Origin of the sequence: Sulfuricurvum kujiense DSM 16994 (assembly GCF_000183725.1) — a bacterium.
Classification (GTDB): Bacteria; Campylobacterota; Campylobacteria; order Campylobacterales; family Sulfurimonadaceae; genus Sulfuricurvum; species Sulfuricurvum kujiense.
Genome location: NC_014755.1, coordinates 32,035 through 57,965 on the forward strand (window position 1 = coordinate 32,035; position 25,931 = coordinate 57,965).

Genomic DNA, 25,931 nt, shown 5'->3' on the forward strand with positions numbered 1-25,931 from the left:
AATATGGTATGATTAGTCCATTGAATCTATTCAATTAATTTTAATCGATATACCAAAAGGCAATACAATACATGAAACGCTGGATATGGGAGCAAGAGTCTTACCCCGATTTTACCTACGATTTATTCCGACTTGAGCGTTTAATTCAAGAGGTGTCATTGGAGCAGGGGTATCTGATCGCATTGACTCAGACAATGGACAGTGACAATATTGCCCAGCGACAGCTCGAAGCGCTGATGAGCGAAGCGATCAGTACCTCTGCGATTGAGGGGGAAATGCTTAACCGCGACAGTGTTAAAGCCTCTATCGCACGAAAGCTTGGGCTCTTGGGAATTGATTCTTTGAAAGGAGATGAGAGCACTGATTATTTGATAGAAATTCTCATCGATGCCAATACAAATTATGATAAGCCTCTAACTCTTGAGCGATTATTTGGATGGCACAATGCACTCTTTCCACGAGGATACAGAGGATTGTCTAAAATCAATGTCGCTGAGTTTAGAGGCGAAGATCCGATGGAGGTTATCGGCGGAGCGGCAGGTAAAGAGAAAACCTACTATGTTGCACCCCCGCTATCGATTCTCGAACACGAGATGGAAAGATACCTGCAATGGTTTAATACCACACCGCCCAGTCTAATCAAATCGTGTATCGCTCATCTTTGGTTCGTCATCATCCACCCTTTTGATGATGGTAACGGTCGAATTGGACGTGCAATCACTGACTTGGTCTTATCTAAGATTGAAAAATCGAGTGTTTCAAGACTCTATTCGATGTCCAGTGCGATCAACAATGACCGTAATGGTTATTACAAAGCGTTGGAAAAAACGACGGGGTATGTTCATAAAGAATCAAACCATCTGGATATTACCGATTGGTGTGAGTGGTTTCTCACAACGCTTCATACAGCATTGATCGATACGAAAAAGAAGTTAGATTACATTGTTCAAAAAACGACGTTTTGGGATAAGTTTCGCGAGTATGATCTCAATCCAAGACAAACCAAAGTACTCAATAAAATCCTAGATATGGGGGCTGAGAACTTTCAGGGTGCGTTGAGCAAAAAGAAATACATGACAATTGCCGATGCTTCATCTACAACAGCTTCCAGAGATATCACTCAACTCATCGAGATCGGATGTATCCGACATATCGAGGGGACACAGGGACGAAATGTACGCTATGAGATTGTATTAGAAATCAAATAGCTTCTATAATGCCTCAATCTTCTTAATAATCTTCTCTCGATGCTCAGCAAACAACTTTTCGATTGATGAGGTAACTACTTCTTCTTTTGAGCCGTATTCCCCAAACCCAATCATGGTATGGATACGCTCTTTGGAAGTAAGGTCTAGTTCAATGAACTCTTTATCAAATAGACGTTTGATTTCGAGTAAAGACTCAATCGCTGCACCTAAACGTTCCCGTTCATTAACCCCTTTGTCTAAATCGAGAGTATTGGCAATTTTAGTGAGTTCTTCGAGACTATTACTCTCTAAAACGACTCTACGGTCTATTTTTTCATTACTCATTAGATAATTCCTTATAGTAAGACTTAATGGCTATTTAATATAAGTATAATAGCTATATATTAAAGTAGTGTCAATAATTATGACATTATGTAAACTATTTATTTTAATATTGCATAGATAATACACTTTAGCTATATGGAGCGATCCGTTGCTAAATCGATACATAATATGGCTTCGTTTTGGTATTAATACTAAGATAATACAATATTATCTTGTAAGTAAAAGGCAATTTTGCTATAATTTATTAAATGATCGATAGATTTAGAGATGAGTTTTGATTGCTTCGTTGAAAATATAGAGGTCATTTAATAGAGATTGGATATTGTTTAGATACTTAATGTGTCATTAGTATCATATATAGTCTAATTAACTAGACTATATATTCATAATTTGACAATATGTAGAGATAGGTCAATAATATTTGACTTATAGATTGGAAAGGCTTGATTATCTTAACGTGCTATGTTTTCCGTTTTCTGAATGGTTGCTATTTAAGATTTTTTAAAATGGATGGGAAAAAAAATCCTTTTGTAGGTTTATCGACTTTTTTAAAACGGTTGAAAAAGATTCATCCAAAATGTGGAAACATTGTAGTCTACCAAAGTTCAACAAGCTGCAATTATGTAGCAAGTGATTTTATGATGTATGGTGATTGATAAAAGTATTAACCGTGTTAATTTAGTACTTGACAATAAGTACAAAAATATATAAAATTGGTTTTATATAAAAGGATAAAATATGAGAGAAGTATTTCGCCGTATTATCATCGATTTTCAAGAACGTAGTCTACGACCTACAATTAAACGTGATGTTCAAATTCCTTTATTTAATGATAAGATAATTACTCTTATAGGAGTGCGTCGTTGTGGTAAAACTTCAATCCTTTATAAGATGATTGAAGAACTTCGAGAGAATATCGACTCTAAGAATATTGTGTATATTAATTTTGAAGATGACCGGTTGATGGGAACCACTGTCAGTGATTTGGATGATCTTATTGAAGGATATTTCGAGCTGTACCCTGAAAAAAGGGATGAAAAAATCTATCTCTTTGTCGATGAAGTGCAAAACATTCCGGGATGGGAAGTGTTTATCCGTCGTATATACGATACATTAAATGTTCAGATTATCATCACCGGTTCTTCTTCCAAACTCCTCAGTAGCGAGATAGCTACATCGCTGCGCGGGCGAACGCTCACATATGAGATATTCCCGTTTTCTTTCAAAGAGTATCTCCGTTTTAAAAACATTACCGTCAATCTAGATTCTTCTAAATCACTGAGCTTTATCAAGCACAATTTTGAAGAGTATCTGCTCTGTGGAGGATTTCCTGAAACAATAGGGCAAGAGGGATCCATTCAAAAAAGGATTCTGAGCGATTACGTGAATCTGATTGTCTATAAGGACCTCATTGAACGCTATGGTATTACCAATACCGCTCTTTTGAAACATTTGATCAAATATGCATTCGTCAACATGGCAACCTCGGTGAGTATTACCAAGCTCTATAACGACTTTAAATCTAATGGCTTTAAGCTCGGCAAAGAGACACTGTTTGATTATTTCGGATATTTGGAAGAGGCCTATGCCATTTTTAGTATCCCAATATTTAGAAGCTCTGTACGTGAAGAGCAGCGTAATCCTAAAAAAATCTATGCAATCGATAACGGACTGCGAGCGGTGTATGATGCCTCATTTTCACCTGATTACTCCAAACTCTATGAAAATCTCGTCTTTTTGGCACTCAGGTCCAAAACCAATGAAGTCTATTACATCAAAGAGCGTCAGGAAATCGATTTTTATTGTGTAATTGACGGTGAAAAACAGCTTATCAATGTCAGCGTGGATATCAGCAATCCTGACACCTTCGAGCGTGAAATAAACTCACTTGCCGAGGGGATGGAGTTCATAGGGGTGGATAAGAGTGTTCTCATCACAAAAGAGCGTGAAGGCTCCATGAGTGTAGGAGATAAAATAGTCTATTTAATCCCTCTTTGGAAATGGCTGTTAACTCATGATTAATGATACAAAACATAGCGTAATTGTTATTACTATTGAAGGCATTTAGATGTCCCCTCAACACTTCCAAGACGACCTTGCCGAGTGGGATCTCTGTACCGGAAAAGGGTTAGTAAGCGATCTCGATGCCTGGCGTGATCGCTACATTACTGAGAAGGTGGCTCAAGGGGTAAGCGATAAGACCCGTAAATCCTACGGAGAAGCACTGACCCCTCTTATAGAGTTTTCTCATCAGTATGATTCGATCATGGATTTGGATGGGTTATCGGCGAAGTTTGTGAATAACTACCTCATGTGGTACCAAGAACATCTCGCCTCTAAAGATCTCGAAGCTAAAAAAATATCGAAGGAAGAGTATCATCAAGTCCTCTCCAATCGTAAAGCCAACCGGGGGAAAAACGATGCGAAGCTCTCTATTGTCTATCGCTATGAGAAAAGTCTCTCTCACCGTTTAACCGTACTTAAACAGCTTCTGCTGTTCATCAGTGAAAACAATAAAGAGAACAAAGACTTCACTTCCCTCTTTAAATACTTCACCAAAATCAAAGTGCAAAAACGTAAAACGGAGTTTGTCACTGAGAGTGAACTCGAAGAACTAATCGATTTTATGAAGCATTGGCCTGAAGTTTTTAAAGAGCATTTCCCAAAGAGTTCGGAGCGTTATGCCTATCGCAATGCCTTGATCGTACTGCTTTACTGCCTAAGCGGTGCACGTGCCGATGAAGTGATCTCTCTAAAAATGGAGTATATCAAAGAGTCTGAATATAAAGATGACCATGGTACTACACATCTGTTTTATACGATCGCCTATCATACGACCAAAGGGGATAAATACCGCGAAGTAGTGGTGAGACGTGAAGAGATTGAACCGTTTGTCCATTACATGAGAGCCGTACTCCCGGATCCTTCCTATGTCCTCTCCAGTACCTATACCAACGGAACCTACACGAATAAGAAAATGCCCGATGTGGATATGTGGAAATTCACCACTTATGCTCTAAAAGCGATCGGGGTGAATAAAAGCGGACGTCATATCATCCGTAGGGGATATGCGACCAAAGAGCTCGCCGATGGGAAAGATTTGGCAATTGTCGCGATGGAGCTGGGGCACACGTCAACCAATACGACGTTCAGTGCTTATGTGAAGAATAATCCCGAACTCATGATGCGCCAAAAGATCAAATAAAAGGAACTAAACCTTCTGAAAATAGCGGGTCTCTCCATTGACCTTGGCACTGAATCCATCGGAGGCAATGTTGATTTGATGCATCATCAGATCAAAGTGTTTGGATGGGTTCTCATATACGTTCATCGCAATACTGTGATCAAAATGGACACGGTAATCGGCATGAAGCGCTTGAGAGGATTGTGGATGAATAAAACGTGCTTTTGCCTCGGGCAAGAAATGGAGAATAAAACCCGTTTTAGCGCATTGGAACTGTTGATTGCACAATTGTGAATCGATACGTGGTGAAATCTTTTCTTGTGTGATGGCAGAGCGATCAGAATGAATGATTTCCTCACTCATTAATGGAGTCGTGCCCAATAGACCGGTAGTAATCAGAGCGGTGGCTAAAAATCGTTTGGATTTATCGTGATATTTATACATTCGTTTCTCTCCTGATGCATGATCGAACAGATATGAGAAATTGTATAGTTGAATGATGAATGAATGCTAACAACGTACTTTCCGGCTGGAAGTAAATTGTAGATAGAAATTTAAAATCGATTAATTAGATTCAGGACGGCGATTTTTCTCGTTTAATTCTTCAGTGATTTTAAAAATTTTATTGGTGAGTAAAAATCCCTCTTCAGGGGAAAAAGATCCCCATTGATCAAGAATATGTTGATGAATAGAGAGAATTTGTACACGTATATCTAATTCTGATTTGAAATTTAGATCATTTTCGAGAGTAATAAGTCGGGAAGTAATTTCATTAAACATATTAAATTATAACTAATTAAACCTAAATGATACTGTCAAATAGTTTCGAAATTTTTCAGTATAATTCCATCAATTATTTTATGAGGATACTATGGCAAAAGGTTTCGGTGGAAAATATTTTTCACTCCAAGCGATCACCGCAACTGTCAATGCTACGACGTTGCATAACCGTGCCGTTCGCACCCAAAGTTGCCATGCCTATCGCATTTATTCTGCTGATGCGAGTATCGATGAGTCTCCCCCCGATGAACTCGATATTCTCCTCGAAGCACTAGAACCTTTCACCCCAAAGGTATCCCGTTGTCAGTGCCATTGTAACCGTTTCTACGGGCGTCGAACTCGATGTGCCCTATATCTCTCCTCATTGACCCCAAAACTTCGCTTTTTATTTCGCTATTTTCACACTGATACCTCTCCGCCCTCGCCTCTTTTCTTTTCGTAATTATCAGCACCATATTAGTCGCTCATGTGGCACATTCCATTGACATAATTAATGGAGAAGTGCCTCTATAAACATGACCCTACGGTTTTACATGTACAAGGAAACACATTATGAAAAATACTATTACCCTGCTCGGATTTCCACGTATCGGAGAAAAAAGAGAACTCAAATTTGCATTAGAAAGTTTTTGGAAAGGAACTATTGGCTTCGATGAACTGGAGACAATTGCATCTGATCTTCGAAAGCGCCACTGGAACTTACAGCGTGATTCCGGTATCCAAAAAGTTGCCATTAACGATTTTAGCTTCTACGACACTATGCTTGATATCATGGTAACCCTCGGTGCTACACCCGAACGCTTTAGCGATATATCCGACCCAATACGTCGATATTTTACGATGGCACGGGGAGATGAGAGCCATGTGGCGATGGAAATGACCAAATGGTTCAACACCAACTACCACTACCTTGTTCCTGAATTGCACGATCAATTTGTGTTCGGCGCAGTGAATGCCGAAAAAATCATCCATGAGTTTAACGAAGCCAAAGCTCTCGGATTAGAGGGGTGTATTCAGCTGATCGGTCCAATGACATTTTTTGCTCTCTCAAAATGCTCCGAATCGGTACGTCAAGCGCTGTTTGATAAGGTAATAGCACAATACGTCGCTTTATTAGAAACATTGCAAGCTTTAGATGCCGAGATCATAATACATGAACCATCACTCGTGTGTGATCCTACGCCTCACGATCTATCCTTGCTCAAAATAGCGTATGATCGGCTGGGAACACTTGCGCCTCTTTGGGTAGCAACCTATTTTGAACATTCCAACGAAGCGACTGCCGTTTTGGTGCACACTCCCATTAAAGGGCTTTATCTTGATTTTGTTCACGGAGAGAAAAATATCGAATCGCTTGAGGTGTTAGGCAAAAGTGATAAACACGTGAGCGTCGGGATCATAAACGGTCGCAATGTCTGGAAAAACGATCTTTCCGCTTCACTAAAGACCTTGAATACAATCGCAGATTATATTCCCAAAGAGCGTCTGAGCCTCAGCAGTTCATGTTCACTTTTGCATGTCCCCTATACGTTGCGACATGAAACAACATTGGATGCAAATGTGAAGACATTATTAGCCTTTGCCGAAGAGAAGCTCACAGAACTATCCGCTCTCTCAAAAGCATTTTTTGACAATGAAGAAATCGTATATCAGCGATATGACCCCTCTCGCACCGACCCTGCGGTTCAAATACGACTCTCTGCATTGCAAAGCGGTGATTACAAACGTACTTATCCGTTTCCCCTTCGACAAGAAGCAGCGCACGATTTGTTCGATCTGCCGATTCTACCGACGACAACCATCGGATCGTTTCCCCAAACCGCAGACATCCGCAAAATTCGTCAAGAGTTCAAAAAAGGGCTCATCTCCCGAGAAATCTATGAAATCGAAATGAAAAATGGGATCCGTGATTGCGTCGAATTTCAAGAGTCGATTGATCTGGATGTCTTGGTGCACGGGGAGTTTGAGCGTAACGATATGGTGGAGTATTTCGGTGAACAACTCAGCGGATTTGCTTTTAGCAGCAATGGCTGGGTACAGAGCTACGGAAGCCGATGTGTCAAACCACCACTACTTTATGGTGATGTGAGCCGACCGTACCCAATGACGCTAGAATGGAGTCTATTTGCCCAAAGTCTTACAGCGCGATCGATGAAAGGGATGCTCACGGGACCCGTAACGATTCTCAACTGGAGTTTCGTCCGTGACGATCAGCCCCGCTCCCTCACTTCAACTCAAATCGCCCTCGCTATCCGCGATGAAGTAGATGATTTGCAACGCTCCGGGATCAAAATGATCCAAGTGGACGAAGCGGCGTTCAAAGAGGGGTATCCGCTGCGTCGTGAAAAACGTGCCGAATATGAAAAATGGGCATTGGAGAGTTTCCTCCTATCCACCGCCGTGGCGGAACGTGATACCCAAATCCATACCCACATGTGCTACAGCGAGTTTACCGATATCATCAAAACCATCGAAGCGATGGACGCGGATGTAATCTCAATCGAAACTTCTCGTAGCGGTAACCGTCTCCTCAAAATCTTCGCCGAGGTAGGGTATGCACAGGAAGTGGGACTGGGAGTCTATGATATCCATTCTCCTCGGATCCCTAGTATTGAAGAGATGGAAAAACAAATCCATGCACTTCTCGAAGTCCTTCCCGCCGCTCAGCTCTGGATTAATCCTGACTGTGGTTTGAAAACCCGTGGATGGGCAGAGACCAAAGCGGCATTAGAAAATATGGTTGAAGCGACCAAACGCGTTCGTCAAAGTCTCTAAAGCTGTTTCCCCTTTTGGGGAATGCAATAAAGTATGAATTAATCTGTTTTTAGTTAACCTAAAGACAAATCATATTGAAATTTTCTTGTGATAGTGAAGCTAAGAAAAAAGTGTTACAGGTAAAGAAGTATCTCAGCGAATAAAACCTCTATCACTTCTAAAATTCTTCGACACTTATATCCCAATATTTTTCCCGAGTTATATTGGAAGGAAACCAGTGAAAAAAATCAATAAAAATATCATCGCTTTGGGAATCAACAGCTTTTTTACTGACTTTTCAACCGAAATGGTCTTGCCTCTCTTGCCGATATTTTTGGAGCATTTTTTACACGCAACAAAAGGTGAGATTGGATTGATTGAAGGGTCTGCAGAAATGGGTGTTGCGTTACTTATCGCGCTATCCGGCTTTTATTCTGATCGGGCTGGAAAGCGTAAAGGGCTTACCATTATCGGATATGGTTTATCTAACATTATCAAGCCGTTTGCTTTTTTTGCCCAAAGTGCTACAATGATTGCAACAATCCGTATTGCTGACCGAGTAGGTAAAGGGATCCGGTCTGCACCTCGTGATGCCCTTATCAGTGCCAACACTCAGAAAGAGGTAAGCGGTTTTATTTTTGGGTTTCATAAAATGATGGACAGCGTTGGAGCTGTTGCAGGCTCATTGAGCGCTTTTGTATTATTGTGGTTTTTGGGACAGAGTGAAGCTACATTTCGGACTATTTTCGCTCTTAGCCTCATCCCAGGTATTATTTCTCTAGCGATTCTTGTATTATTTGTAACAGATGCTCCGTTCACCCCTTCACCATTACGAAAATTCCGTCCAAAAGCACTGAGTACACCGTTTTATTGGTTAGTCGGTTTTCAAAGCATCTTTAGTCTCTTCGCTATGAATTATTCGTTTATGATCCTCAAAGCGGGAGATAATGGTATGGCCCTAGCTATGATTCCATTAGCGTACACCCTCTATAATCTTATCTTATCAGTTTTTGCTATACCGATTGGTGAAATGGCAGACCGTTTCGGAAAAATTACGCTATTGTCTATCGTCTATTTAGCATTTGGTTTGGGAGCTTTTGCCATGTCATCAGGAACGATTTTGGGTGCATGGCTTGGATTTGCCATTTACGGATTTTTTGCCGGAGGATTTAACTCATTAGCAAAAGCAATTATCTCCGATACCGCACCGCTTGAGCTAAAAGCAACTGCCTATGGGGTCTATTATACGTCTATTGGAGCAGCTACCCTCATATCGTTAACTGTTAGTGGTTGGTTATGGGATCATTATGGAAGTTTTTTACCTTTTATAATTGCATCAAGTGTGGCTATAGGTTTAGCGGGCGCGTTATTCGGAATGCGAAACAAGTTTTCGCAGTAATTTTTACTCTTACAACCCCTTTAAGACTTTTAACAATACATTTTTCAAGTATTCATTAATTGCTTCCTTGTTCGACTTTATCAATAAATTTCCATCAACTAAGAATAATGCAAGACCATGGACAGAAGCCCATATTATTGTCAGCTGAAGCATTGGATTTTCTAATACGATACCCTCAGTTTCTTGGGCATCTACGAGAAGACTTATGAGGGGGTGCAAGCCCATTAGGTGATTTTCATCTTTATGGCCATGTGATTTTTCATACTCTTTATGATATTTATTTCCGAACAGTAAACGGTAAAGGTTTGGTTGCTCCATCGCAATATTGAGATACTCCCCCAACATCATTTCAAAACGCTTTGCAATACTATGAGTTTTATCTTGTAAGATAGGAGCTAATACCAAATTAAGTTGTTTATACCCTTTATCCATAACATCTAAAATTAGTGCTTCCTTATTATCATAATGACGATATATAGCTGACCTTGATATGTTCAGCCGAATGGATAATTCGCGCAGTGTTAGTACTTTTAACCCTTCTTTATCAACTATCTCGAATGCTGTTTCTACTAATGACTCTTTGAGATTTTTATGGTGGTAGGCCAATTTATTTTTAGTGAACTTAGGCTATTTCTCAACAAACAGGGTAAAAGTCCCATGGTTCTTAGAAATAGCTTAAAAATGGTCTTTTCGCTAAAAACCAGCCCTCATATCTCCTCTACAAGCCACGAAATTAATTTCCGAGACCTAAAGGCTGCATAAACTCTTTTTCTTTATCAATCGCAATTAAATTGTAAACTCTCTTTGAATAGTTGGTAAAATCATAAATCCCATAAAAATTAATATGACTCCAGTGAATAATTGAACTGTTTTTAAGTGCTGTGAGGATTTCATCTTTCTCGGTGCTATTTTTAGAATGTTGTAATTTTTTGGTAAGATAAAGATAATTCCAAAGGATTATAGCATTTTGAATAAGTCGTTTTGAGTTATTTGCAACGTTTTGCTCTTCGGTAGTTGCAACCGTAAACTCTTGATTGTTTCCAAAAAATACCGCTTTTGAAAATCGATTAGAGGCTTCTATCTTATTGAGCTGCTTTTCTATCCGTTGGCGAAGCTTTACATCATCGATATAATTGAGCAAAAAATCGGATTTTATAATCTTTCCAAATTCTTTCAACGCAGTGTATAGTTTGTGCTGTCGTGAATAGGAAGTGAGCCTTTTTAAGAGCTGTGTAGCCGTTGTTTTTCTCTCTTTAATTGTTACGGCAAACCGTAAAATATCATCCCAACTCTCTTTGATTATTTGAGTATTGATTTTTCTTTTAGGTGCCAATTTATAACCTAAATTATGATAGTGTTTTGGTGTAAAAAAGCCGTAAAGCTGTTGATCTTTGAAATTTTTAATTCTTGGACCAAAATTGAATCCAAGAATATTTGTTAAACCAAATATTAGCTCTGTATAGCTGTGGCTATCCCCGGAATGTAAATCGCTCTTGACTGTCTCATTGTGCAACAGTCCATCAATAACATACCCCGATTCTCTTTCACTGACATTGATAACAGTGGAATGAAACAGGCGATTTGATTCGTCAATAAAAGTATAGGTGACAACTCCTTTGTCGGCACCAAAGTATTTGTTTGAGTGTCCTGCATTAGTAGAATCGATATTTGAAGCAATGGAGTATTTTTGCCCATCACTTGAAGTATGATTGATATCGGTGTGATGTCTTACTATTTTTACAAGCTCCAATTTCTCCATATATGCCACAATTTTGTCATTTGCTTCGGTCGTATTATCCTCTGAAAAGTACCATATTTTGGTATTATCAAGCTGGTTTTCGTTGATGCCTTTTGATATTTTCCCCATCCGTGAAAGGCTTAGGTTGCATCCATATCCAAGTATGGATGCAAGTAATAGATTGTGATTGCTTTTAATGCGACTTTGAGAGTAGTGTTGAAATGATGATAAAAAATCTGTTTCCTTATCAATTGAATTGAGAACATCAATCACGGATAGGTACTCTTCCGTTGGGAAATATTTTGCGAGAGGATTTTTTTCTTCATCTTCATCCTTTTCCAGCTTAGGAGTTTTGAGGATGTAAGAGTCGTCTGATGCCGTAAAATAGGTGTTTGTACCATTTAAAATATTATGATTTGTTTCTTTGTAGCTTGCTTCAACTTTGTCTTTGACGGTGTTCATAAAGGTATCAAACGGTTTTAAATACTCCATTTCATGCTTCGTTAGAAGTAGATCTTTATTTTTAATCCAATCATCTTTATCAATCATATAGTCATCAAAGTTTTTGTATCTGTAAGAGTATTTCAAATTAAGAGTTCCATTTTTAATGGCATCGCTTACATGAAAGAAGAGTAATATTTTATAGAGTGAGACTTTAAATTTATCGCCATCAAATACAGCGATACGCTCTTCTTCATCTAAAAATGCTTTAGGTACTTTATTGGTGAGAGTGGGATTGTTTTTGAAATAGTTAATGGCTTCAATAAGATTTTTATTCGATGCTTTTTCATCAAACTCAATCGCTTTTAAAATCCCCGAAAGCTTGCCTTGCAGCGATACTGACTTGCTCTCTATAAAATCATACTTGCATTCAACAACAGTGTCGAAAACTTTTTTCTCTGTAAGAATCTCATTGAGTGCCAGTGTCTTTTGCTGAAGAAGTTTCTCTATTGTAGCTACTTTTTGAACAGCACTTAAATCGCTGTCTTTGACAATAGCTTCAATATCATTTAGTGTTGAAAGATTTGCATTCTCAAGTGACTGTATGACCCGATTTTTATGAGGTTCTTGTTCAAAACTATACTCTTTTTGGGAACGAAGTGAGGAGTTTTTAGCCGTCTGCACCGTTGATATAAATCTATCTATGAGATTATCGTTACGGATCAAGTACTGATAATATACAAATGATAGAAGTAAGAAGTTAGATTCTACATCTTTCTTTCGCTTTACTTGAAAAACTTGGCTTTTTTCAATCCATTTAGCATGATACTGGGCTATTTTAGGGGTGATTCCTCCCGATATAAAGATACTCTCCAAGATATTGAATTTTGATTGTATCGTTTTAAATTTTTGAAGACTTACCATCATGGCAGCTTTTTTAGTAGAGTGCTCCAGTATCTTATAGTGCGTGAGACTCCATCTGTTTTTATAGTCTCCATCTTTTTGTAAAAATTCATCTAGTATATTCAGTTTTTGATCTTTAATGAATGGCGTTAATCTCTCTAGAATATCTCTTTTTTGAGAATTGATGGCGACTGTGATAATGCGATATAACTCCGTGTAACTCGGCACTTCGATTGATAGCTTTTTAGAAAACTCAACAAGAGCATAAAAGATTTTTTTACGATGGGTAAAATTATTCGCCAACGTGATAGCTTCTTTTACAAGGATATCTTTTATCTCATAGGTGTATTCGTTAATTCGCAGGTGCTGCTTAATGATCTGCTGATATCTATAAAGTGTACTTTTTGTTAAACTTACAGCATCTGTATCGATTGATATTTTTAAAATATCGGAGGCAATATAATCTAAATTTTTATCATCATTTAAATCTGTGAAGAATTTATTTGTTGCTTTGAAATAGCCATACAGCAGCACAAAATAAATTTGATTAAAATCGATTTCTATTTTTTCGAGTAAATTCTTTGGGATTGAAAAATAAAATTTTTGCTGGTTAAAATTAAATATTGGTTTTTGATTGAATGCTTTTTCTTCCTCTTTTGATAAAATTTGTAAAGTTGTCACTTTTTTCCTTTTTTGTGTAATTTATTCTGATTATATATACTGTTTGCTATACTTTGTTTGATTTATACTTAAGTTTACACTTATCAGATAGTTTATGGATAAATTTCAGAGTGTAATGCAAACGAAGGTTTAATTTACATCACAAAGGGAGTGGAATGCTTATCGGTTATGCAAGAGTTTCAAAATCTGATGACTCTCAAGTTTTAGATTTACAAATCGATGCACTTCTCCAAGCGGGTGTAAATCAAGAAAGTATTTACACCGATAAAATTTCAGGGATCAAAGACGAAAGACCCGGCTTGGAAAATTGCTTGAAAGCTTTACGAGAAGAAGATATTTTAGTTGTCTGGAAGCTTGACCGTCTTGGCAGAAATCTCAAGCATCTTATCAATACTATTGATGATTTAAACAAAAGAAATATAGGATTTAAAGTTTTAAGCGGACAAGGTGTTAATATTGATACAACCACTTCTGCCGGAAAAATGATGTTCTCAATTTTTGGTGCTTTTGCAGAATTTGAGAGAGACTTAATCAGAGAAAGAACAATAGCCGGACTTCAAGCTGCAAGAGCAAGAGGAAGAAAAGGTGGAAGAAAGTTTAACCTTACCAAGTCACAAGTAAGATTAGCGGAAGCAAGTATGAAAAATAGAGATACCAGTGTAAAAGAACTTTGTGCTGAGTTGGGGATTACAAGGCCTACTCTTTATAAATATATTGGACCGAATGGGGAGCTAAGAGATTTTGCCAAGAGAGTGCTAGAAATCACTAATTAAGCTATTTCTAAGAACCATGGGACTTTTACCCTGTTTGTTGAGAAATAGCCAGGTATGAGTTGATTAGGGTTTGATAAGGCAATCCCATTTTTACCGATAGCTCTTTAAAATACTCAATGGTATCCACATCAACATTAAGCGATATCTGTTTCTTTGTCCGTTTCGCATACGGGTTTTGGACAGATTGTGAAAAATCGTATTCTTCTCTCATAAATAAACACCGATTTTTTAGTGAGCAAATACTTCCGGATGAGTAGCTGCAATTCCTAGTAATACACGAGCCGGACCTTCTGGTTTACGACGTGATTGTTCCCAGTTTCTTAGTGTATTTACACTAATATTTAAAAGTCCTGCAAATTCATCTTGTGTCATTTTTAAACGAGCTCGTATAGACTTGGCATCCGGTTCATCGATCATAAATGAACGTGATGGTTTTTTTGTCTTACCAAGAATCTCTTTTGCTTCACCAACACTTGCAAGCAAGTCATTAAACATTGCATCTTCCATCATAAGCCTCCCATGAAAGTTTTTCTGAGCATCTCGATTTGTTTTGGGGATAAATCGGATGTTTTACTTTTTTCATACACATAGATCATAAGGATAAGACTATTTTCCTCATGATAGTAGTAGATATTTCGGATACCACCACTTTTACCGCTGTTTTTAATAGACCATCGAATTTTACGCAAACCCCCTGATCCTTTGATCACCGCTCCGCTTTTAGGGTGTTCCACCAAAAAAGTTTGAAGCTCTTTGTATTCCTCATCAGAGAGAATACGGGTGATTTCACGGGTAAAGATCGTAGTTTCGGCTATTTCCATAGGATAATTGTATCAGATGTTTATTGGTAAGTCAATGGCGTAGTTTTTATAGTTTGACCCATGTAAATTGTCTAACAAATAACAATCTCAACGTATTGGTCCATGAAATGAACCTAGATTTCGAATAAAATACCTACAGCAGGGAGTTTTTTTAGTTCAATGGAGCTTATATTGGAGGGGATATTCTTATATGACAGACAAATCTACTTTAGATAACTTATGTTAACCAATATAATATTAACTATTTCGATTTTAAAACTTTTGCTTTATCGCTAGTCAATCTAACTTTTTCATAAGATGTATTTGATATTTTTTATGTGTTACTTGAATCTGCTTTGCAATTGACTCTCTTAATTGCTTTTTAGCATTCATGGCTTTATAGGTTGCTTCACTAGCCACATTATGTATCAATATACAAAGCTCTTCATCGGTAGGTTCATATTCAGGCATCAATACTAAGTCTCTCATTTGTAATTCTACTCTACATAGCTCATGTCAAAAATTATGTTTTATGCGCCAATTAAGGACTCATACGGCACGTGCAATCGTACATGAAGATTACGAATCATAGCAATAGAGAGTTGTCGTTTATGATTAAGCACTTCGGATACTTTTGAACGTGAGCCAATAATCGGTGTCAGATCTTTAGGCTCCATTCCCATTTGCTCCATTCTGAATTTGATCGCTTCGACCGGATCACAAATCGGCATTGGATAATGTTTGGCTTCATACGCCTCAACCAATGTCACAAGAATATCGAGTTCATCCCCTTCAGGTGTTCCCATATCAGCATTCATTAACATATCGATACGCGTCAATGCAGCATCATAATCTTCTTCGGTTCGAATAGGAAAAATATTCATCTTTTAAATCTCCTCTGCGTTTATTTTGTCATACGCGGCATGGGTTCCGACAAATCGGATATATACCGTACTGTAGGGATAATTGATCTTTACGATCAGTCGGTACTTATTTCCACCTATATTGAACACTACACGATTATCTCGTAGAAAACTGGCAACTTGATACTGAGACTTTATATCCTGAGGAGATTGCCAAGAAGCTTTCATCGCCTCTGCATACCAGCCTGCTAATGGGCTCATAGCATCGGGATGGCTACTCCAAAACTCTTGTAGTGTTCGTTTGCTGATGACTCTCATGAATGTATTATAGCAGGATATTTCCCATTTTGGGAAAATATTATATTATTATGACTATATTTCTATATTTTGTTAATTAGCATAAGATAAATTATATTACTTTATCTATCTCAAAACTTGTTTTTATTACTTTAATACTAAGAACCATAAATTGATCTATTACGCCCATTCTCTTTGGCTTGGTAAAGTGCCAGATCTGCTCTTTTTATCATTTCATCGACTGATTCATCATTGTGATACTGTGTGAGTCCAATACTTACCGTTACTTTTGTATAAACTGAAAAATTATTCTCTGCAATTCTTTCACGTAACCGCTCGGCTAAGACTTTAATTTCTTGGAGTGTCGTACTCGGGCAAAGTATTATAAATTCCTCACCACCCCAACGAAACGGGTAATCACTTGCACGTAATATATCTCGGATGATAAAGGCGATTTCTTTCAGAATGATGTCTCCGACATCATGACCGCAGGTATCGTTAATCTTCTTGAAAAAATCAATATCCATATAAATAACGGAAAGAGGTGTATCTTGACGTTTTCCGAAAGCAATTTCACGCTGAACAATATCATCAAATCTAAGGCGATTATATAAACCTGTTAAAGCATCCGTCTGTGCTACATATTCAAGTTTCTTTTCCATCTCTTTACGCTCTGTCATATCCATAGCAGTTCCAAGTCCGGTCCATTCTCCTCGAAATTTTACTGTCGAAATAGTAATATAGAGCCATCGTACTTCCCCGGTTCTTGTCACCATTTTCAAATCTTGGTAAACGATTTGATCTTGTAATTCCCCTTTTAATCTAGCGCTCACGCGTTCTTGTATAAACGCTTGTTCTTGGGGTGCAACAAGTTCCATCGCTGTCATTTTTTTTAGGTCATTTAAACTGTATCCAGTCATTTTTACAAATGCTTCATTGGCATAGAGAAAGGTTTCCCGATACAGAAAAATACCCGCTAAGGCACTTTCCGTAAGAGTTCTAAAAAGCAATTCATTTTCTTCAAGAGCTTCTTTAAGTTTTATCTGTTCGGTAATATCTTTTCCTGTCGAGATAAAATGAGTTATAGTCTCTCCCGTAAGTTTTATCGGGGTAATCGTTTTCTCTTCCCAGTAAAGGGAACCATCCTTCTTTCGATTTTGAATTATCCCTTTATATGTTTTTCCTGATAAAATAATTTTCCAAATTTCTTTATAAAACATATCAGAATGCATACCCGACTTGAAGAAGGAAGGTTTTGCTTTTATAAATTTCTCTTTTTTCCATCCTGTCAAGTTTACATAGGCATTGTTGATATACTCAATCACCCCATTGGAATCTGTAATCATAATAAGATCATCACTTTGTTCGATAATGCGATGAAGTTTCAGCATCTCCTGCTGATCTCTGATTCGATCGGTAATGTCTATAATATTTACGACAAAATGCTCTTTACCGAGATAGAGCATTTTTTGTATACGCGCTTCCACATCATATTCTGTCCCATCTTTACGGCGATGTTTTGTCTCTATACTTAACAGCGGTATTATTCCATCACGAAGCGGCTGAATAAGTTTACGAAATTTTTCGATGCTATATTCTGGTTTAATATCAGGAGGAGTCATCCGTGAGAGTTCCTCTATGGTATATCCTATATTATGCAAGGCACTTCCATTGGCATAGCAGAATGTCAATGTTTCCGGATGAAAAATGTAGATTTCATTAAGATTTTTATCGATCAAATTTCCCAAAGATTCGAGAGAATATTTGTTTTGTACTTCTTGTGTAACATCCTTATAAACAGCCATAATATGCCCGTTGTCCAAACGTGACACATCATTAACCCGCCATCCTTCTCGTATCTCATCCTTGTAATAACCAGCCTCAAAATGTTCAGGTTCACCTGTTGTATAGACACGTTCAAGTACATCAAGAAAACCAAACGCTCTGACCCCCGGAAAAACTTTTTCCAGATTTTTTCCTACAAGATCTTCACGTTTAATGTTATCAGTCTTTTCAGCTTGACGATTAAAATCGACAAAAATAAAATTACCATTCTCATAACGGTAGATTGCAATATTTATAGGTAAAGAATCGATAGGAATCAAAAGTAGTCTCCTAATATTTGACAAGATATTTATTTCTGGATTATCAGAAAAATATTCATAATATTGTTAGAAATAATAATGAAACATTATAGCTATTTTTGTAAGAAGATTTTGAATAATAGTAACCTAATTATGTGATAATATAGTTATATCAAAAATTATTTTGAAGATCGAAGAAAATCAAATTGAAACGCTCAAACTAATACTTAGTGGGTTAAGTTATCCACTAACAACTGATGAACTGGGTAGACTACCAATATTGACAACCAGTGCTAAGAGCTTTGTATCATGTGCCATTGGGAAAATGGATATTTACTCAGGAATCCATGTAATAAAACCAAAAAAATCAAATGACCAAATATTCACACACTAATTATAACCTTTTTAACGGCACGTCACATTGGCGTCCAAAAGCGCCTCTTCTTTTTTGGCATAGACACATTGTACTTTATTCATCACGGTATCACTGAAACGGGTCTGCCATAACAGTGTGTTTTTCATTTTGGCCAAGCGTAAATCATTACGAATAAACTTGGCATCGCCTAACTCTGCATTCGTAAAATCGGTTTTATACAGGAGAACATCCGAAAAATTGGCTTTCCAGCTTTTAGTCTCTCGAAGATCGGCAAAACTCAGATTACTCTGTTCCAAATGCGTCCCTTTGAAATTTGCCCCGCGTGCACGGATATGGGTAAGGTCGGAGCGTTTCATAGTCCCCTTCCAAAAGAGTGCCCCCTCAACATTTGCACCGCTGAGATTGCAATCATTGAAATCCCCCATCTCGAACATACTTCCGCTCAGATCGGCATAACTGAGATTGCTGCCGTGAAAATCGCCGCCGCTAAAATCATTTTTACTGAGATTCGCACCCCGTAGATCACATCCGATACACTCTTTCTCTTCCAACGCTTTTTTCAGGTGCGCTGCATCGTAAGCATGTAAAGAAATCCCTAAAACAACTGCTAATAAAAGAGTCCTCATTTGATCCCTCGGATACGGTGTAACTCTTTTAAGAACGGTTGTGCCCGCTTGCTTCCGACAATTGTCTCTTTCTTATTCCCTGCTTTATCGATAAAAAATATCGTCGGAATCCCGAAAAAATCGTACCCATCAGGGAGTTTGCTTTTGTGGACGTTTTTCTCAATCACTACGAAATTTCGGCTCATATACGGTTCTACCGTTTTATCGTGAAAGACCTTTGTTTTCATATAAGCACATTCGGGGCAATCATCGGTCGTATAGATCATCAATACCAGTTTATTCTCTTTCCCCATCGATGCAACAGCCGTTTTGAACTGATCGTCGTTTTGGATCGGTGCGGCAAACGCTCCGATTGCCATTACCCATACCAATAGAATCAATTTAATCATTTTGTCCCTTTTGCCTGTTAATTATCACAATATTATCATAATATACACTCAATAATATTGAATAAACTCTATCTTAAAATATAAGTAAATAAAATGTTACTTTCAGGCTGATTCAGCTTTATTGTTTAAACGTACTGTGACAAAGTACGCACCCGTTCAATACTTTTTCCAAAGCGACCATAGACTTCGCGTGATCTTTTGTTTTTAACGTTTGGGCAAGATTGTCTCCGCTTTTATGAAACACCACCCCCATTTGCTCAAACGATTGATTCTTAAAACTGCCGCACATGGAGTTTTTCTCTAACGTTAGCCCTAGTTTCTCCGTCGCTATGGTAGAGGCTTCATCGTACTTTCCGGTATTCATAAGCCCGACGATTTCCGAGATAGCCGCTAAGTGCTCTCGCATATTAGAGAGTTGGTGTACCCCTTGCGGTGTCCCTTTTATCCCTAATGATTGCCGATCATCATCGGGAGTCATATCCATTTTATGCATGTGCAACGTCTCTGCACTGAGAGACAAACTTAATACCAATATGGAGGATACGATAGTTTTTAGCATTTGATTTCCTGATTCTAAAATTACCGAAAGTATGCCCTTTGAAAATTAATTTCCCTTGAATAGCGTGTTAACGATATTAATAACAAATTTTACATAGTATATTTCTTTTGTACTACTTTTTTTTATTCCGATACATCGCTTTATCCGCCGATTCAATAACCGTCAATACCTCCGCATCATGTGTGAAAGAGGACATTCCAAATGCAAAATCGATTTTAAATGAGTATTCTCCGACTTTAAAATGGACTTTTTGAAAGTAGCTTAGAATGGATTCTATTTTGCTTTTTACCTGCACATGAGAAAGTGTTTTGTCAAACACGACAATAAATTCATCTCCTCCATAGCGAACAACCCGACCTCCGGTTTCACGCAGTTTATTCGCTACCAGCGATAGCACTTTATCACCAACAACATGACCGTAAGTATCATTGATCTCTTTAAACTTATTCAGATCGATCATCACTAATGTTCCGCTGTCTCGAAGCCGAAGTTTAGCTATGTCAAGCAGTTCATCTTCAAACCATTTTCGATTGTAGCTTTGCGTAAGAGCATCTTCATAGATAATTTTTCGAAGTTCCTGAATCTCTTCTTGAAGCTGTTGTGTTTTTAGTACTATCTCATCTAAGAGAGCTTCATCTTTATTTCTCATAGCGTCTATTGCGTCAGACGTACACACCGATAACGTCGTTATATGCCGAACCATTTTTTCATCGAGCATTTCACGGGTTAGCAGTTGATCCGGTTGAAGATCAATCTCATGTGAATGCGCTATCTGCGCATATATTTTGCTGTATTGAGCAGGAAAAACGATTTTTATAGGTTCAATTCTTTTTTTGACTTCATCGGTAATACGGGAATGTTCTTCGACTAAATTTCTCACGCTCACTCCGCTGTACTAAATTGTTCTGTGGTCACTGCAATTAAAAATTACTATTAGTTCAAACACCTTGTGATAACAAGTTGATGAAAAAATTCTATCCTAATAAACTTCACAACTTCTTATAACAAGTTGGAATGATGCACGATATTATTGACTTACCTGATGATTACATTGATAAAATATACATTGAGATTGGTGAGAATGTTAAAAAGATTCGTATGGAAAAAGGGATCAGTCAGCTAAAATTGGCGCAAGCCATTGGACATAAATCCCTCTCAATCGTTTCACTTGCAGAAATTTATCATAATAAACAGCACTTTAATATCGAACACTTAGTTAAAATCGCCTATGTTTTGGATGTCAATATCTGTAATTTTTTTCCTCACCACAATTCGACCCCAAACTGACGGACGATAAGTGAGAAAGCAATAAAACATCCTATTGTAATTATTACGGATGCTCCCATCGCCCACCAAAACCCGATTTTCTCCAACAGTATCGGAAACGCCAAAAACATCGGCAACGTCGGGACAACGTACCAAAACGTATACCACGCATGATTGGCGATCTTTTCGGTACTCTGATTTTCAACATAGAGCCAAATCAGTGCTAAAAAGGTTACGATCGGCAATGCCGCAACCAATCCGCCCAGCTTATCGCTCCGTTTAGCCATCTCGGAGACTAGAACCACTACTCCGGCAGTCAGTAGATATTTTACGATTAACCACGTCATGTTATTTCACTGCGACCGCATCGTTAAAAAATAGTTCCCGGTTCTCATCAAAATTCGTCACTAAAGTCTGAAAACATCCTGCCATCTCACGGATTGTTTCAATGTTGGGTTCGATATAAACCTTATTCCCTTTTTTCTCCACCGTAATAATCTTCGCTTCTTTGAGCTCTTTGATGTGGGCGGAAATGGTCGGAAGGGAAAAGTTAAAATGCTCCGCAATCGTGCTGACACAAGTAGCTATATGATTAACCTCAACACCGGGCTGTTTTTTATCCAGTGAACAGGTATATCCCCCCGTAAAAACATTTTTAAAAATCAGAAAACGGGTCTCATTGCTCAGTGCTTTGAAAATCTTGAGCTTTTGTTCCATATCGAGCATACAATCCCTTTTTACTAAATAACTCTAAAGTATTCGTTGATTATAGCATACGAGATGAAATTAGCAAATTAGCTAAATAGAATGTTATAATTTTAGTATTTAGCTAATTAGTATATTTACATTATTTTTACAATGTGCTATTACAATGATATAAAATCTTCACAAAGGCTCATCATGAAAAAATGGTTGCTCATCCTGGCTCTATCAGGAATTTTATTTGCCGAAGAAGGGGTTAAGCAGGTTGTATTTGATTTGAAAACCGGAGACATCGGTACGTTTGAAAAAAAAGTACTCCAAGGGATCGCATTCGAAAAGAGTTACTATGAAGGAAAATTGGAAAAACTGGATGTTGCCGTTGTCATTCATGGCGATGCCTACAAATTTTTTGTCAAAGATTTAAAAATTTCACCGTATAAAAACGATGCAAATCTCGCAAAAGTACACGATGAACTCCGTAAGCGGATTGCTGCGATGGCAGATACCTATGAAGTAGAGTTTTTAATGTGCGAAGCGACAATGAGAGCACTTAAAATTGATAAAAGCAATGTGTATGACTATGTCAAACTGACACCCAACTCGACAATCGGGCTGATTGATAAGCAAAATGAGCATTTCGCGTATATCCCGATTTATTAAACCCTTGACAGATTATTATAATTGTACTATCATACAGATAACTTAGCTATTTAGCTAATATCTTAAGTACTTGAGGGTTGTTAATGAAAACGTTTAAAATTGGACTAATACTTGTAGCTTTTATGATGGGATCGCCTCTGATGGCCGGACATCCAGAAAGCGAAAAATTGATTGACACAGCGAGACAAGAATCGGGTGAGATAACTCCCAAGCAACTCAAAGAGATGCTAGATACTGAAAAAAAAGTAATCGTGATGGACGTACGTGAGGAGAATCAACGTGCAGAAGGTGAAATCTACGCACCAAGCACCATGGCAATCACACGCGGAAATTTGGAATTTGAAGTGCTTAATAAAATCAAAGACAAAAATGCCGTGATCGTCACCTATTGCCGTGGAGGAAGCCGTGGTGCATTGGCGGCACAAACACTTAGAAAACTTGGATTTACCAATGCAACAACGCTCAAAGGCGGACTTAAAGGGTGGGCTCAAGAAGGATACCCGATTGAAACCGGATTAGGGGTTACTTTGCTGACCAAAGAGCAATAAGGAGATTAATATGATTACCTTGATTTTAAACCATGAACCTTATGACGGCAGCGACATTACTTACAATGCGCTTCGCTTAGCGAAAAGTTTGCATAAAAACGGTGAAGCGGTCAATATTTTCCTGATGAACGATGCCGTCGATTTGGCGCGCGGTATTTGTGTGAAACCGGAGATATACGATTTTGATTTGCACGATACGATCAAAAAGCTGTATGAACGCGGCGTGAGTGTTCGCGCCTGCGGAACGTGCAATGCACGGTGCGGGATCTACAAAAATACCCCTTATTTCAGTGAAGAGATCTCCTCGACGATGGATCAGCTTAGCGAATGGGTGATTCAGAGCGACAAAGTATTAACATTTTAAAAGAGGATGAATTAACCACATGAGATTTTTTTTACTATTTGTATTGCTTCTCAATACCTTGGTCTTTGGCGAACCCAAATTTTTAATGCCGGAAGAGGCGTTCAAAGCTTCGGCGTACATGAAAAAGAAATGCACGGTCAGTGCTACTATCGAACTGGGCGAGAGTATTTATCTCTATAAATCCAAAATCAAAGCGACTATTGTTGAAAAAAACAGCGGTGTCATCATCGATCATATCACCTTGCCAGAGGGGGTCAATCATGAGGGTGAAACGGTGTTTACCACATCACCGATCATCGACATCAAACTTGCCAAAGATCGACCGATAGAGACGATTGTTCCCATTACGCTACAGCTGAGCTATCAGGGATGTTCTGAACAAGGGCTTTGTTATGAACCGATCGATACCCGGTTTACCTTTAATATTGAAACAGCGAAGCTTGTCTTCAAAGGCAAGGCCGTAACCCCGGTAACAGCATCTCCGTCGGCGAAAAAAAGCCCGATCACGGTCTCTGAAACCGACCGAATTACCCAAACGTTTATCGAGGGAAATGTACCGCTTATCCTCCTGACATTTTTTACCTTCGGTCTTTTACTCTCTCTGACCCCGTGCATTTTCCCGATGATTCCGATCCTCTCCTCGATCATTGTCGCGCAGGGAAAACACATGAGTGCTATGAGAGGGTTTATGCTCTCTCTCGTTTATGTTCTCTCGATGTCGGTCGCCTATACGATTGCCGGAGTTTTGGCAGGATTATTCGGCGGCAACATCCAAATCGCAATGCAAAATCCGTGGGTTATTTCGACGTTTGCACTCCTTTTTGTCGGGTTAGCCGTATCGATGTTCGGATTCTTTAAAATAGGACTTCCCTCATCTTGGCAAACCCGTTTGACGAAAACCTCTAACGAAGCAAGTTCCAAGGGGGGGTATATCGGTGTCGCCATTATGGGCTTTTTATCGGCACTGATCGTAGGACCGTGTGTCGCGCCACCGCTCGCCGGAGCATTGGTTTATATCGGACAGAGCGGAAATGCATTGCTTGGAGGTAGCGCACTTTTTGTTCTGAGTCTTGGAATGGGTGTCCCCTTACTCTTGATCGGAACGGGTGCAGGCAAATACATGCCTCGACCGGGCGGATGGATGGATCGCGTATCGCATGTCTTCGGGGTTGTGATGCTTGCCATCGCCATCTGGATGCTCAGCCGCATTCTCCCTCCGGCTGTTTCCATGCTGTTATTGTCGGCATTGCTGATTGTCGTATCGATTTATTTGGGAGCGTTGGAGCCGTTAGGCGAACACTATAAAGGGTTTAAAGCATTTTTAAAAGGGATTGGAGTCATCCTTCTCGCCTATGGTCTGATATTGCTTTACGGCGGGATTAAAGGCTCAGGAGATCCATTGGCACCGCTCACGTTTGCCAATGAAACACAACCGACTTCCGTATCGGGTCAAAATGCCGATATGGAATTCAAGATCATCCACTCATCGGAAGAACTGGATACCCTTTTGGCGCAGAGCAAAGGGAAAAAAGTGATGCTTGATTTCTATGCGGACTGGTGTACCTCGTGCAAAGAACTCGATCATACCACCTTCAAAGACCCGCGTGTGATAGAATCACTCAAAGAGTATGTTTTAATCCGAGCCGACGTAACCGCCAACAGTGACGCCGAGCAAGCGCTGGCAAAACGGTTCAATCTTTTCGGTCCTCCGGCCATGATCTTTTTCGATGAGAGCGGAAAATCCATCCAAGGTGCCGATCTAATCGGATTTAAAGATGCTGAAACCTTTATTGCCCATATCAAAACATTGGAGAAACCATGAAAAAAATCTTCTTAGCGCTCTTACTGATCAGCAGTTCACTCTTCGCCGAACTCGATTGGGCACCTTCCTATGAGCAAGGATTGGCAAAAGCCAAAAAAGAGCATAAAATCGTGATGCTGATGTTCTCTTCCAAAACGTGTAAAATGTGTAACTATATGAAAAAAACCGTGTATGAAAACGATGACGTCTCTGAATACGTGAAAACTTTTTTCATCCCCGTCGAAGTCGATATCGTAGAACACCCTGACAAATACGGTTATGCGGTTTTCGGTACTCCTACCTATTATTTCTTAACCTCCGATGGCAAACCGATCGGACGGATGATGGTAGGCGGTGCATCACCCGAAGGGTTCTTGCAAAAACTCAAAGACGTAAAGCAGGGTCAATAAC

General features: G+C 38.8%; 31 protein-coding genes. 13 read left to right on the top strand and 18 right to left on the bottom strand.

Going from position 1 to position 25,931, the window contains the following annotated elements; genetic code table 11:
• The first annotated feature begins 71 nt into the window (after positions 1-71).
• Entirely contained in the window at positions 72-1,208 is a 1,137-nt protein-coding gene (locus SULKU_RS13620; RefSeq protein ID WP_013449969.1) for a Fic family protein, read from the top strand.
• Positions 1,209-1,211: 3 nt separating this feature from the next.
• Here SULKU_RS13620 and SULKU_RS13625 read toward each other — a convergent pair whose 3' ends face one another.
• The gene (locus SULKU_RS13625; protein ID WP_013449970.1) at positions 1,212-1,532 is read right to left on the bottom strand and encodes a hypothetical protein; all 321 of its coding nucleotides are present in this window, start codon (positions 1,530-1,532) and stop codon (positions 1,212-1,214) included.
• A gap of 738 nt (positions 1,533-2,270) precedes the next feature.
• Here SULKU_RS13625 and SULKU_RS13630 point away from each other — a divergent pair.
• A complete protein-coding gene (locus SULKU_RS13630; RefSeq protein WP_013449971.1) occupies positions 2,271-3,554 on the top strand; it encodes an ATP-binding protein in 1,284 nt (427 codons plus the stop codon).
• A 46-nt stretch (positions 3,555-3,600) separates the two neighbouring features.
• Positions 3,601-4,737 carry a tyrosine-type recombinase/integrase gene (locus tag SULKU_RS13635; RefSeq protein ID WP_013449972.1) on the top strand — a complete coding sequence of 379 codons (1,137 nt, stop codon included), beginning with the start codon at positions 3,601-3,603 and terminating at the stop codon, positions 4,735-4,737.
• Positions 4,738-4,743: 6 nt separating this feature from the next.
• Here the strand turns inward: SULKU_RS13635 and SULKU_RS13640 are convergent, their stop codons facing one another.
• Positions 4,744-5,160 (bottom strand): hypothetical protein, encoded by a 417-nt coding sequence (locus SULKU_RS13640; protein WP_013449973.1) that lies wholly within the window; start codon positions 5,158-5,160, stop codon positions 4,744-4,746.
• Positions 5,161-5,280: 120 nt separating this feature from the next.
• Positions 5,281-5,496, bottom strand: coding sequence for a hypothetical protein (locus tag SULKU_RS13645; RefSeq protein ID WP_013449974.1), 216 nt, complete (start codon positions 5,494-5,496; stop codon positions 5,281-5,283).
• Between the two features lie 91 nt (positions 5,497-5,587).
• On the opposite strand from SULKU_RS13645, the gene SULKU_RS13650 reads away from it, so the two are divergent.
• The 3 genes from SULKU_RS13650 (at position 5,588) to SULKU_RS13660 (ending at position 9,649) form a co-directional block, all read left to right on the top strand.
• The gene (locus tag SULKU_RS13650; protein WP_013449975.1) at positions 5,588-5,938 is read left to right on the top strand and encodes a hypothetical protein; all 351 of its coding nucleotides are present in this window, start codon (positions 5,588-5,590) and stop codon (positions 5,936-5,938) included.
• Positions 5,939-6,048: 110 nt separating this feature from the next.
• Positions 6,049-8,271, top strand: coding sequence for a 5-methyltetrahydropteroyltriglutamate--homocysteine S-methyltransferase (metE, locus tag SULKU_RS13655; protein WP_013449976.1), 2,223 nt, complete (start codon positions 6,049-6,051; stop codon positions 8,269-8,271).
• A gap of 217 nt (positions 8,272-8,488) precedes the next feature.
• The gene (locus SULKU_RS13660; protein WP_013449977.1) at positions 8,489-9,649 is read left to right on the top strand and encodes an MFS transporter; all 1,161 of its coding nucleotides are present in this window, start codon (positions 8,489-8,491) and stop codon (positions 9,647-9,649) included.
• 9 nt (positions 9,650-9,658) lie between these two features.
• Here the strand turns inward: SULKU_RS13660 and SULKU_RS13665 are convergent, their stop codons facing one another.
• On the bottom strand, positions 9,659-10,255 hold the full coding sequence (locus SULKU_RS13665) for a TetR/AcrR family transcriptional regulator (RefSeq protein WP_013449978.1): 597 nt from the start codon (positions 10,253-10,255) through the stop codon (positions 9,659-9,661).
• 127 nt (positions 10,256-10,382) lie between these two features.
• Positions 10,383-13,412: a Tn3 family transposase gene (locus tag SULKU_RS14670; protein ID WP_013449979.1), complete on the bottom strand. Its 3,030-nt coding sequence runs from the start codon at positions 13,410-13,412 to the stop codon at positions 10,383-10,385.
• Between the two features lie 155 nt (positions 13,413-13,567).
• On the opposite strand from SULKU_RS14670, the gene SULKU_RS13675 reads away from it, so the two are divergent.
• A complete protein-coding gene (locus SULKU_RS13675; protein ID WP_013449888.1) occupies positions 13,568-14,185 on the top strand; it encodes a recombinase family protein in 618 nt (205 codons plus the stop codon).
• A gap of 25 nt (positions 14,186-14,210) precedes the next feature.
• Here SULKU_RS13675 and SULKU_RS13680 read toward each other — a convergent pair whose 3' ends face one another.
• The 11 genes from SULKU_RS13680 to SULKU_RS13730 all read right to left on the bottom strand — a co-directional run bounded on the left by SULKU_RS13680 (position 14,211) and on the right by SULKU_RS13730 (position 21,059).
• The gene (locus tag SULKU_RS13680) at positions 14,211-14,396 is read right to left on the bottom strand and encodes a BrnA antitoxin family protein (RefSeq protein ID WP_013449980.1); all 186 of its coding nucleotides are present in this window, start codon (positions 14,394-14,396) and stop codon (positions 14,211-14,213) included.
• Positions 14,397-14,413: 17 nt separating this feature from the next.
• Positions 14,414-14,695, bottom strand: a complete 282-nt coding sequence (nadS, locus tag SULKU_RS13685; RefSeq protein WP_245535189.1) for a NadS family protein — start codon at positions 14,693-14,695, stop codon at positions 14,414-14,416.
• Positions 14,692-15,006 (bottom strand): type II toxin-antitoxin system RelE/ParE family toxin, encoded by a 315-nt coding sequence (locus SULKU_RS13690; RefSeq protein WP_013449982.1) that lies wholly within the window; start codon positions 15,004-15,006, stop codon positions 14,692-14,694. Before SULKU_RS13690 ends, nadS begins: the two co-directional genes overlap by 4 nt.
• A gap of 276 nt (positions 15,007-15,282) precedes the next feature.
• Positions 15,283-15,474, bottom strand: coding sequence for a hypothetical protein (locus SULKU_RS13695; protein WP_013449983.1), 192 nt, complete (start codon positions 15,472-15,474; stop codon positions 15,283-15,285).
• A gap of 41 nt (positions 15,475-15,515) precedes the next feature.
• Positions 15,516-15,869, bottom strand: coding sequence for a helix-turn-helix domain-containing protein (locus SULKU_RS13700; protein WP_013449984.1), 354 nt, complete (start codon positions 15,867-15,869; stop codon positions 15,516-15,518).
• A 3-nt stretch (positions 15,870-15,872) separates the two neighbouring features.
• Complete coding sequence (locus tag SULKU_RS13705) at positions 15,873-16,166, bottom strand: type II toxin-antitoxin system HigB family toxin (RefSeq protein ID WP_013449985.1); 294 nt, start codon at positions 16,164-16,166, stop codon at positions 15,873-15,875.
• A 137-nt stretch (positions 16,167-16,303) separates the two neighbouring features.
• Complete coding sequence (locus SULKU_RS13710; RefSeq protein ID WP_013449986.1) at positions 16,304-18,250, bottom strand: sensor domain-containing diguanylate cyclase; 1,947 nt, start codon at positions 18,248-18,250, stop codon at positions 16,304-16,306.
• Positions 18,251-18,634: 384 nt separating this feature from the next.
• The gene (locus SULKU_RS13715; protein WP_013449987.1) at positions 18,635-19,231 is read right to left on the bottom strand and encodes a pentapeptide repeat-containing protein; all 597 of its coding nucleotides are present in this window, start codon (positions 19,229-19,231) and stop codon (positions 18,635-18,637) included.
• Positions 19,228-19,620: a thioredoxin family protein gene (locus SULKU_RS13720; RefSeq protein ID WP_013449988.1), complete on the bottom strand. Its 393-nt coding sequence runs from the start codon at positions 19,618-19,620 to the stop codon at positions 19,228-19,230. The genes SULKU_RS13715 and SULKU_RS13720 overlap by 4 nt, the downstream gene beginning before the upstream one ends.
• A 118-nt stretch (positions 19,621-19,738) precedes the next feature.
• Positions 19,739-20,179, bottom strand: coding sequence for a hypothetical protein (locus SULKU_RS13725; RefSeq protein WP_013449989.1), 441 nt, complete (start codon positions 20,177-20,179; stop codon positions 19,739-19,741).
• 112 nt (positions 20,180-20,291) lie between these two features.
• On the bottom strand, positions 20,292-21,059 hold the full coding sequence (locus SULKU_RS13730; protein ID WP_013449990.1) for a GGDEF domain-containing protein: 768 nt from the start codon (positions 21,057-21,059) through the stop codon (positions 20,292-20,294).
• Positions 21,060-21,193: 134 nt separating this feature from the next.
• On the opposite strand from SULKU_RS13730, the gene SULKU_RS13735 reads away from it, so the two are divergent.
• Positions 21,194-21,466 (top strand): helix-turn-helix domain-containing protein, encoded by a 273-nt coding sequence (locus tag SULKU_RS13735; protein WP_013449991.1) that lies wholly within the window; start codon positions 21,194-21,196, stop codon positions 21,464-21,466.
• On the opposite strand, the gene SULKU_RS13740 is transcribed toward SULKU_RS13735, so the two are convergent.
• Positions 21,442-21,792: a DUF3147 family protein gene (locus tag SULKU_RS13740; RefSeq protein ID WP_013449992.1), complete on the bottom strand. Its 351-nt coding sequence runs from the start codon at positions 21,790-21,792 to the stop codon at positions 21,442-21,444. The genes SULKU_RS13735 and SULKU_RS13740 overlap by 25 nt on opposite strands.
• 1 nt (position 21,793) lies before the next feature.
• Positions 21,794-22,171 carry an ArsR/SmtB family transcription factor gene (locus SULKU_RS13745; protein ID WP_013449993.1) on the bottom strand — a complete coding sequence of 126 codons (378 nt, stop codon included), beginning with the start codon at positions 22,169-22,171 and terminating at the stop codon, positions 21,794-21,796.
• Positions 22,172-22,345: 174 nt separating this feature from the next.
• Between SULKU_RS13745 and SULKU_RS13750 the strand changes: the two genes are divergently transcribed.
• From SULKU_RS13750 to SULKU_RS13770, 5 genes are all read left to right on the top strand, one after another.
• Complete coding sequence (locus SULKU_RS13750; RefSeq protein WP_013449994.1) at positions 22,346-22,807, top strand: DsrE family protein; 462 nt, start codon at positions 22,346-22,348, stop codon at positions 22,805-22,807.
• Between the two features lie 83 nt (positions 22,808-22,890).
• Positions 22,891-23,355, top strand: a complete 465-nt coding sequence (locus SULKU_RS13755; protein ID WP_013449995.1) for a rhodanese-like domain-containing protein — start codon at positions 22,891-22,893, stop codon at positions 23,353-23,355.
• A 10-nt stretch (positions 23,356-23,365) separates the two neighbouring features.
• Positions 23,366-23,719, top strand: coding sequence for a DsrE/DsrF/TusD sulfur relay family protein (locus SULKU_RS13760; protein ID WP_013449996.1), 354 nt, complete (start codon positions 23,366-23,368; stop codon positions 23,717-23,719).
• Between the two features lie 19 nt (positions 23,720-23,738).
• Positions 23,739-25,541 carry a protein-disulfide reductase DsbD gene (gene dsbD, locus SULKU_RS13765; protein WP_013449997.1) on the top strand — a complete coding sequence of 601 codons (1,803 nt, stop codon included), beginning with the start codon at positions 23,739-23,741 and terminating at the stop codon, positions 25,539-25,541.
• Positions 25,538-25,930 (top strand): thioredoxin family protein, encoded by a 393-nt coding sequence (locus SULKU_RS13770; RefSeq protein WP_013449998.1) that lies wholly within the window; start codon positions 25,538-25,540, stop codon positions 25,928-25,930. The genes dsbD and SULKU_RS13770 overlap by 4 nt, the downstream gene beginning before the upstream one ends.
• Position 25,931 lies beyond the last annotated feature (1 nt).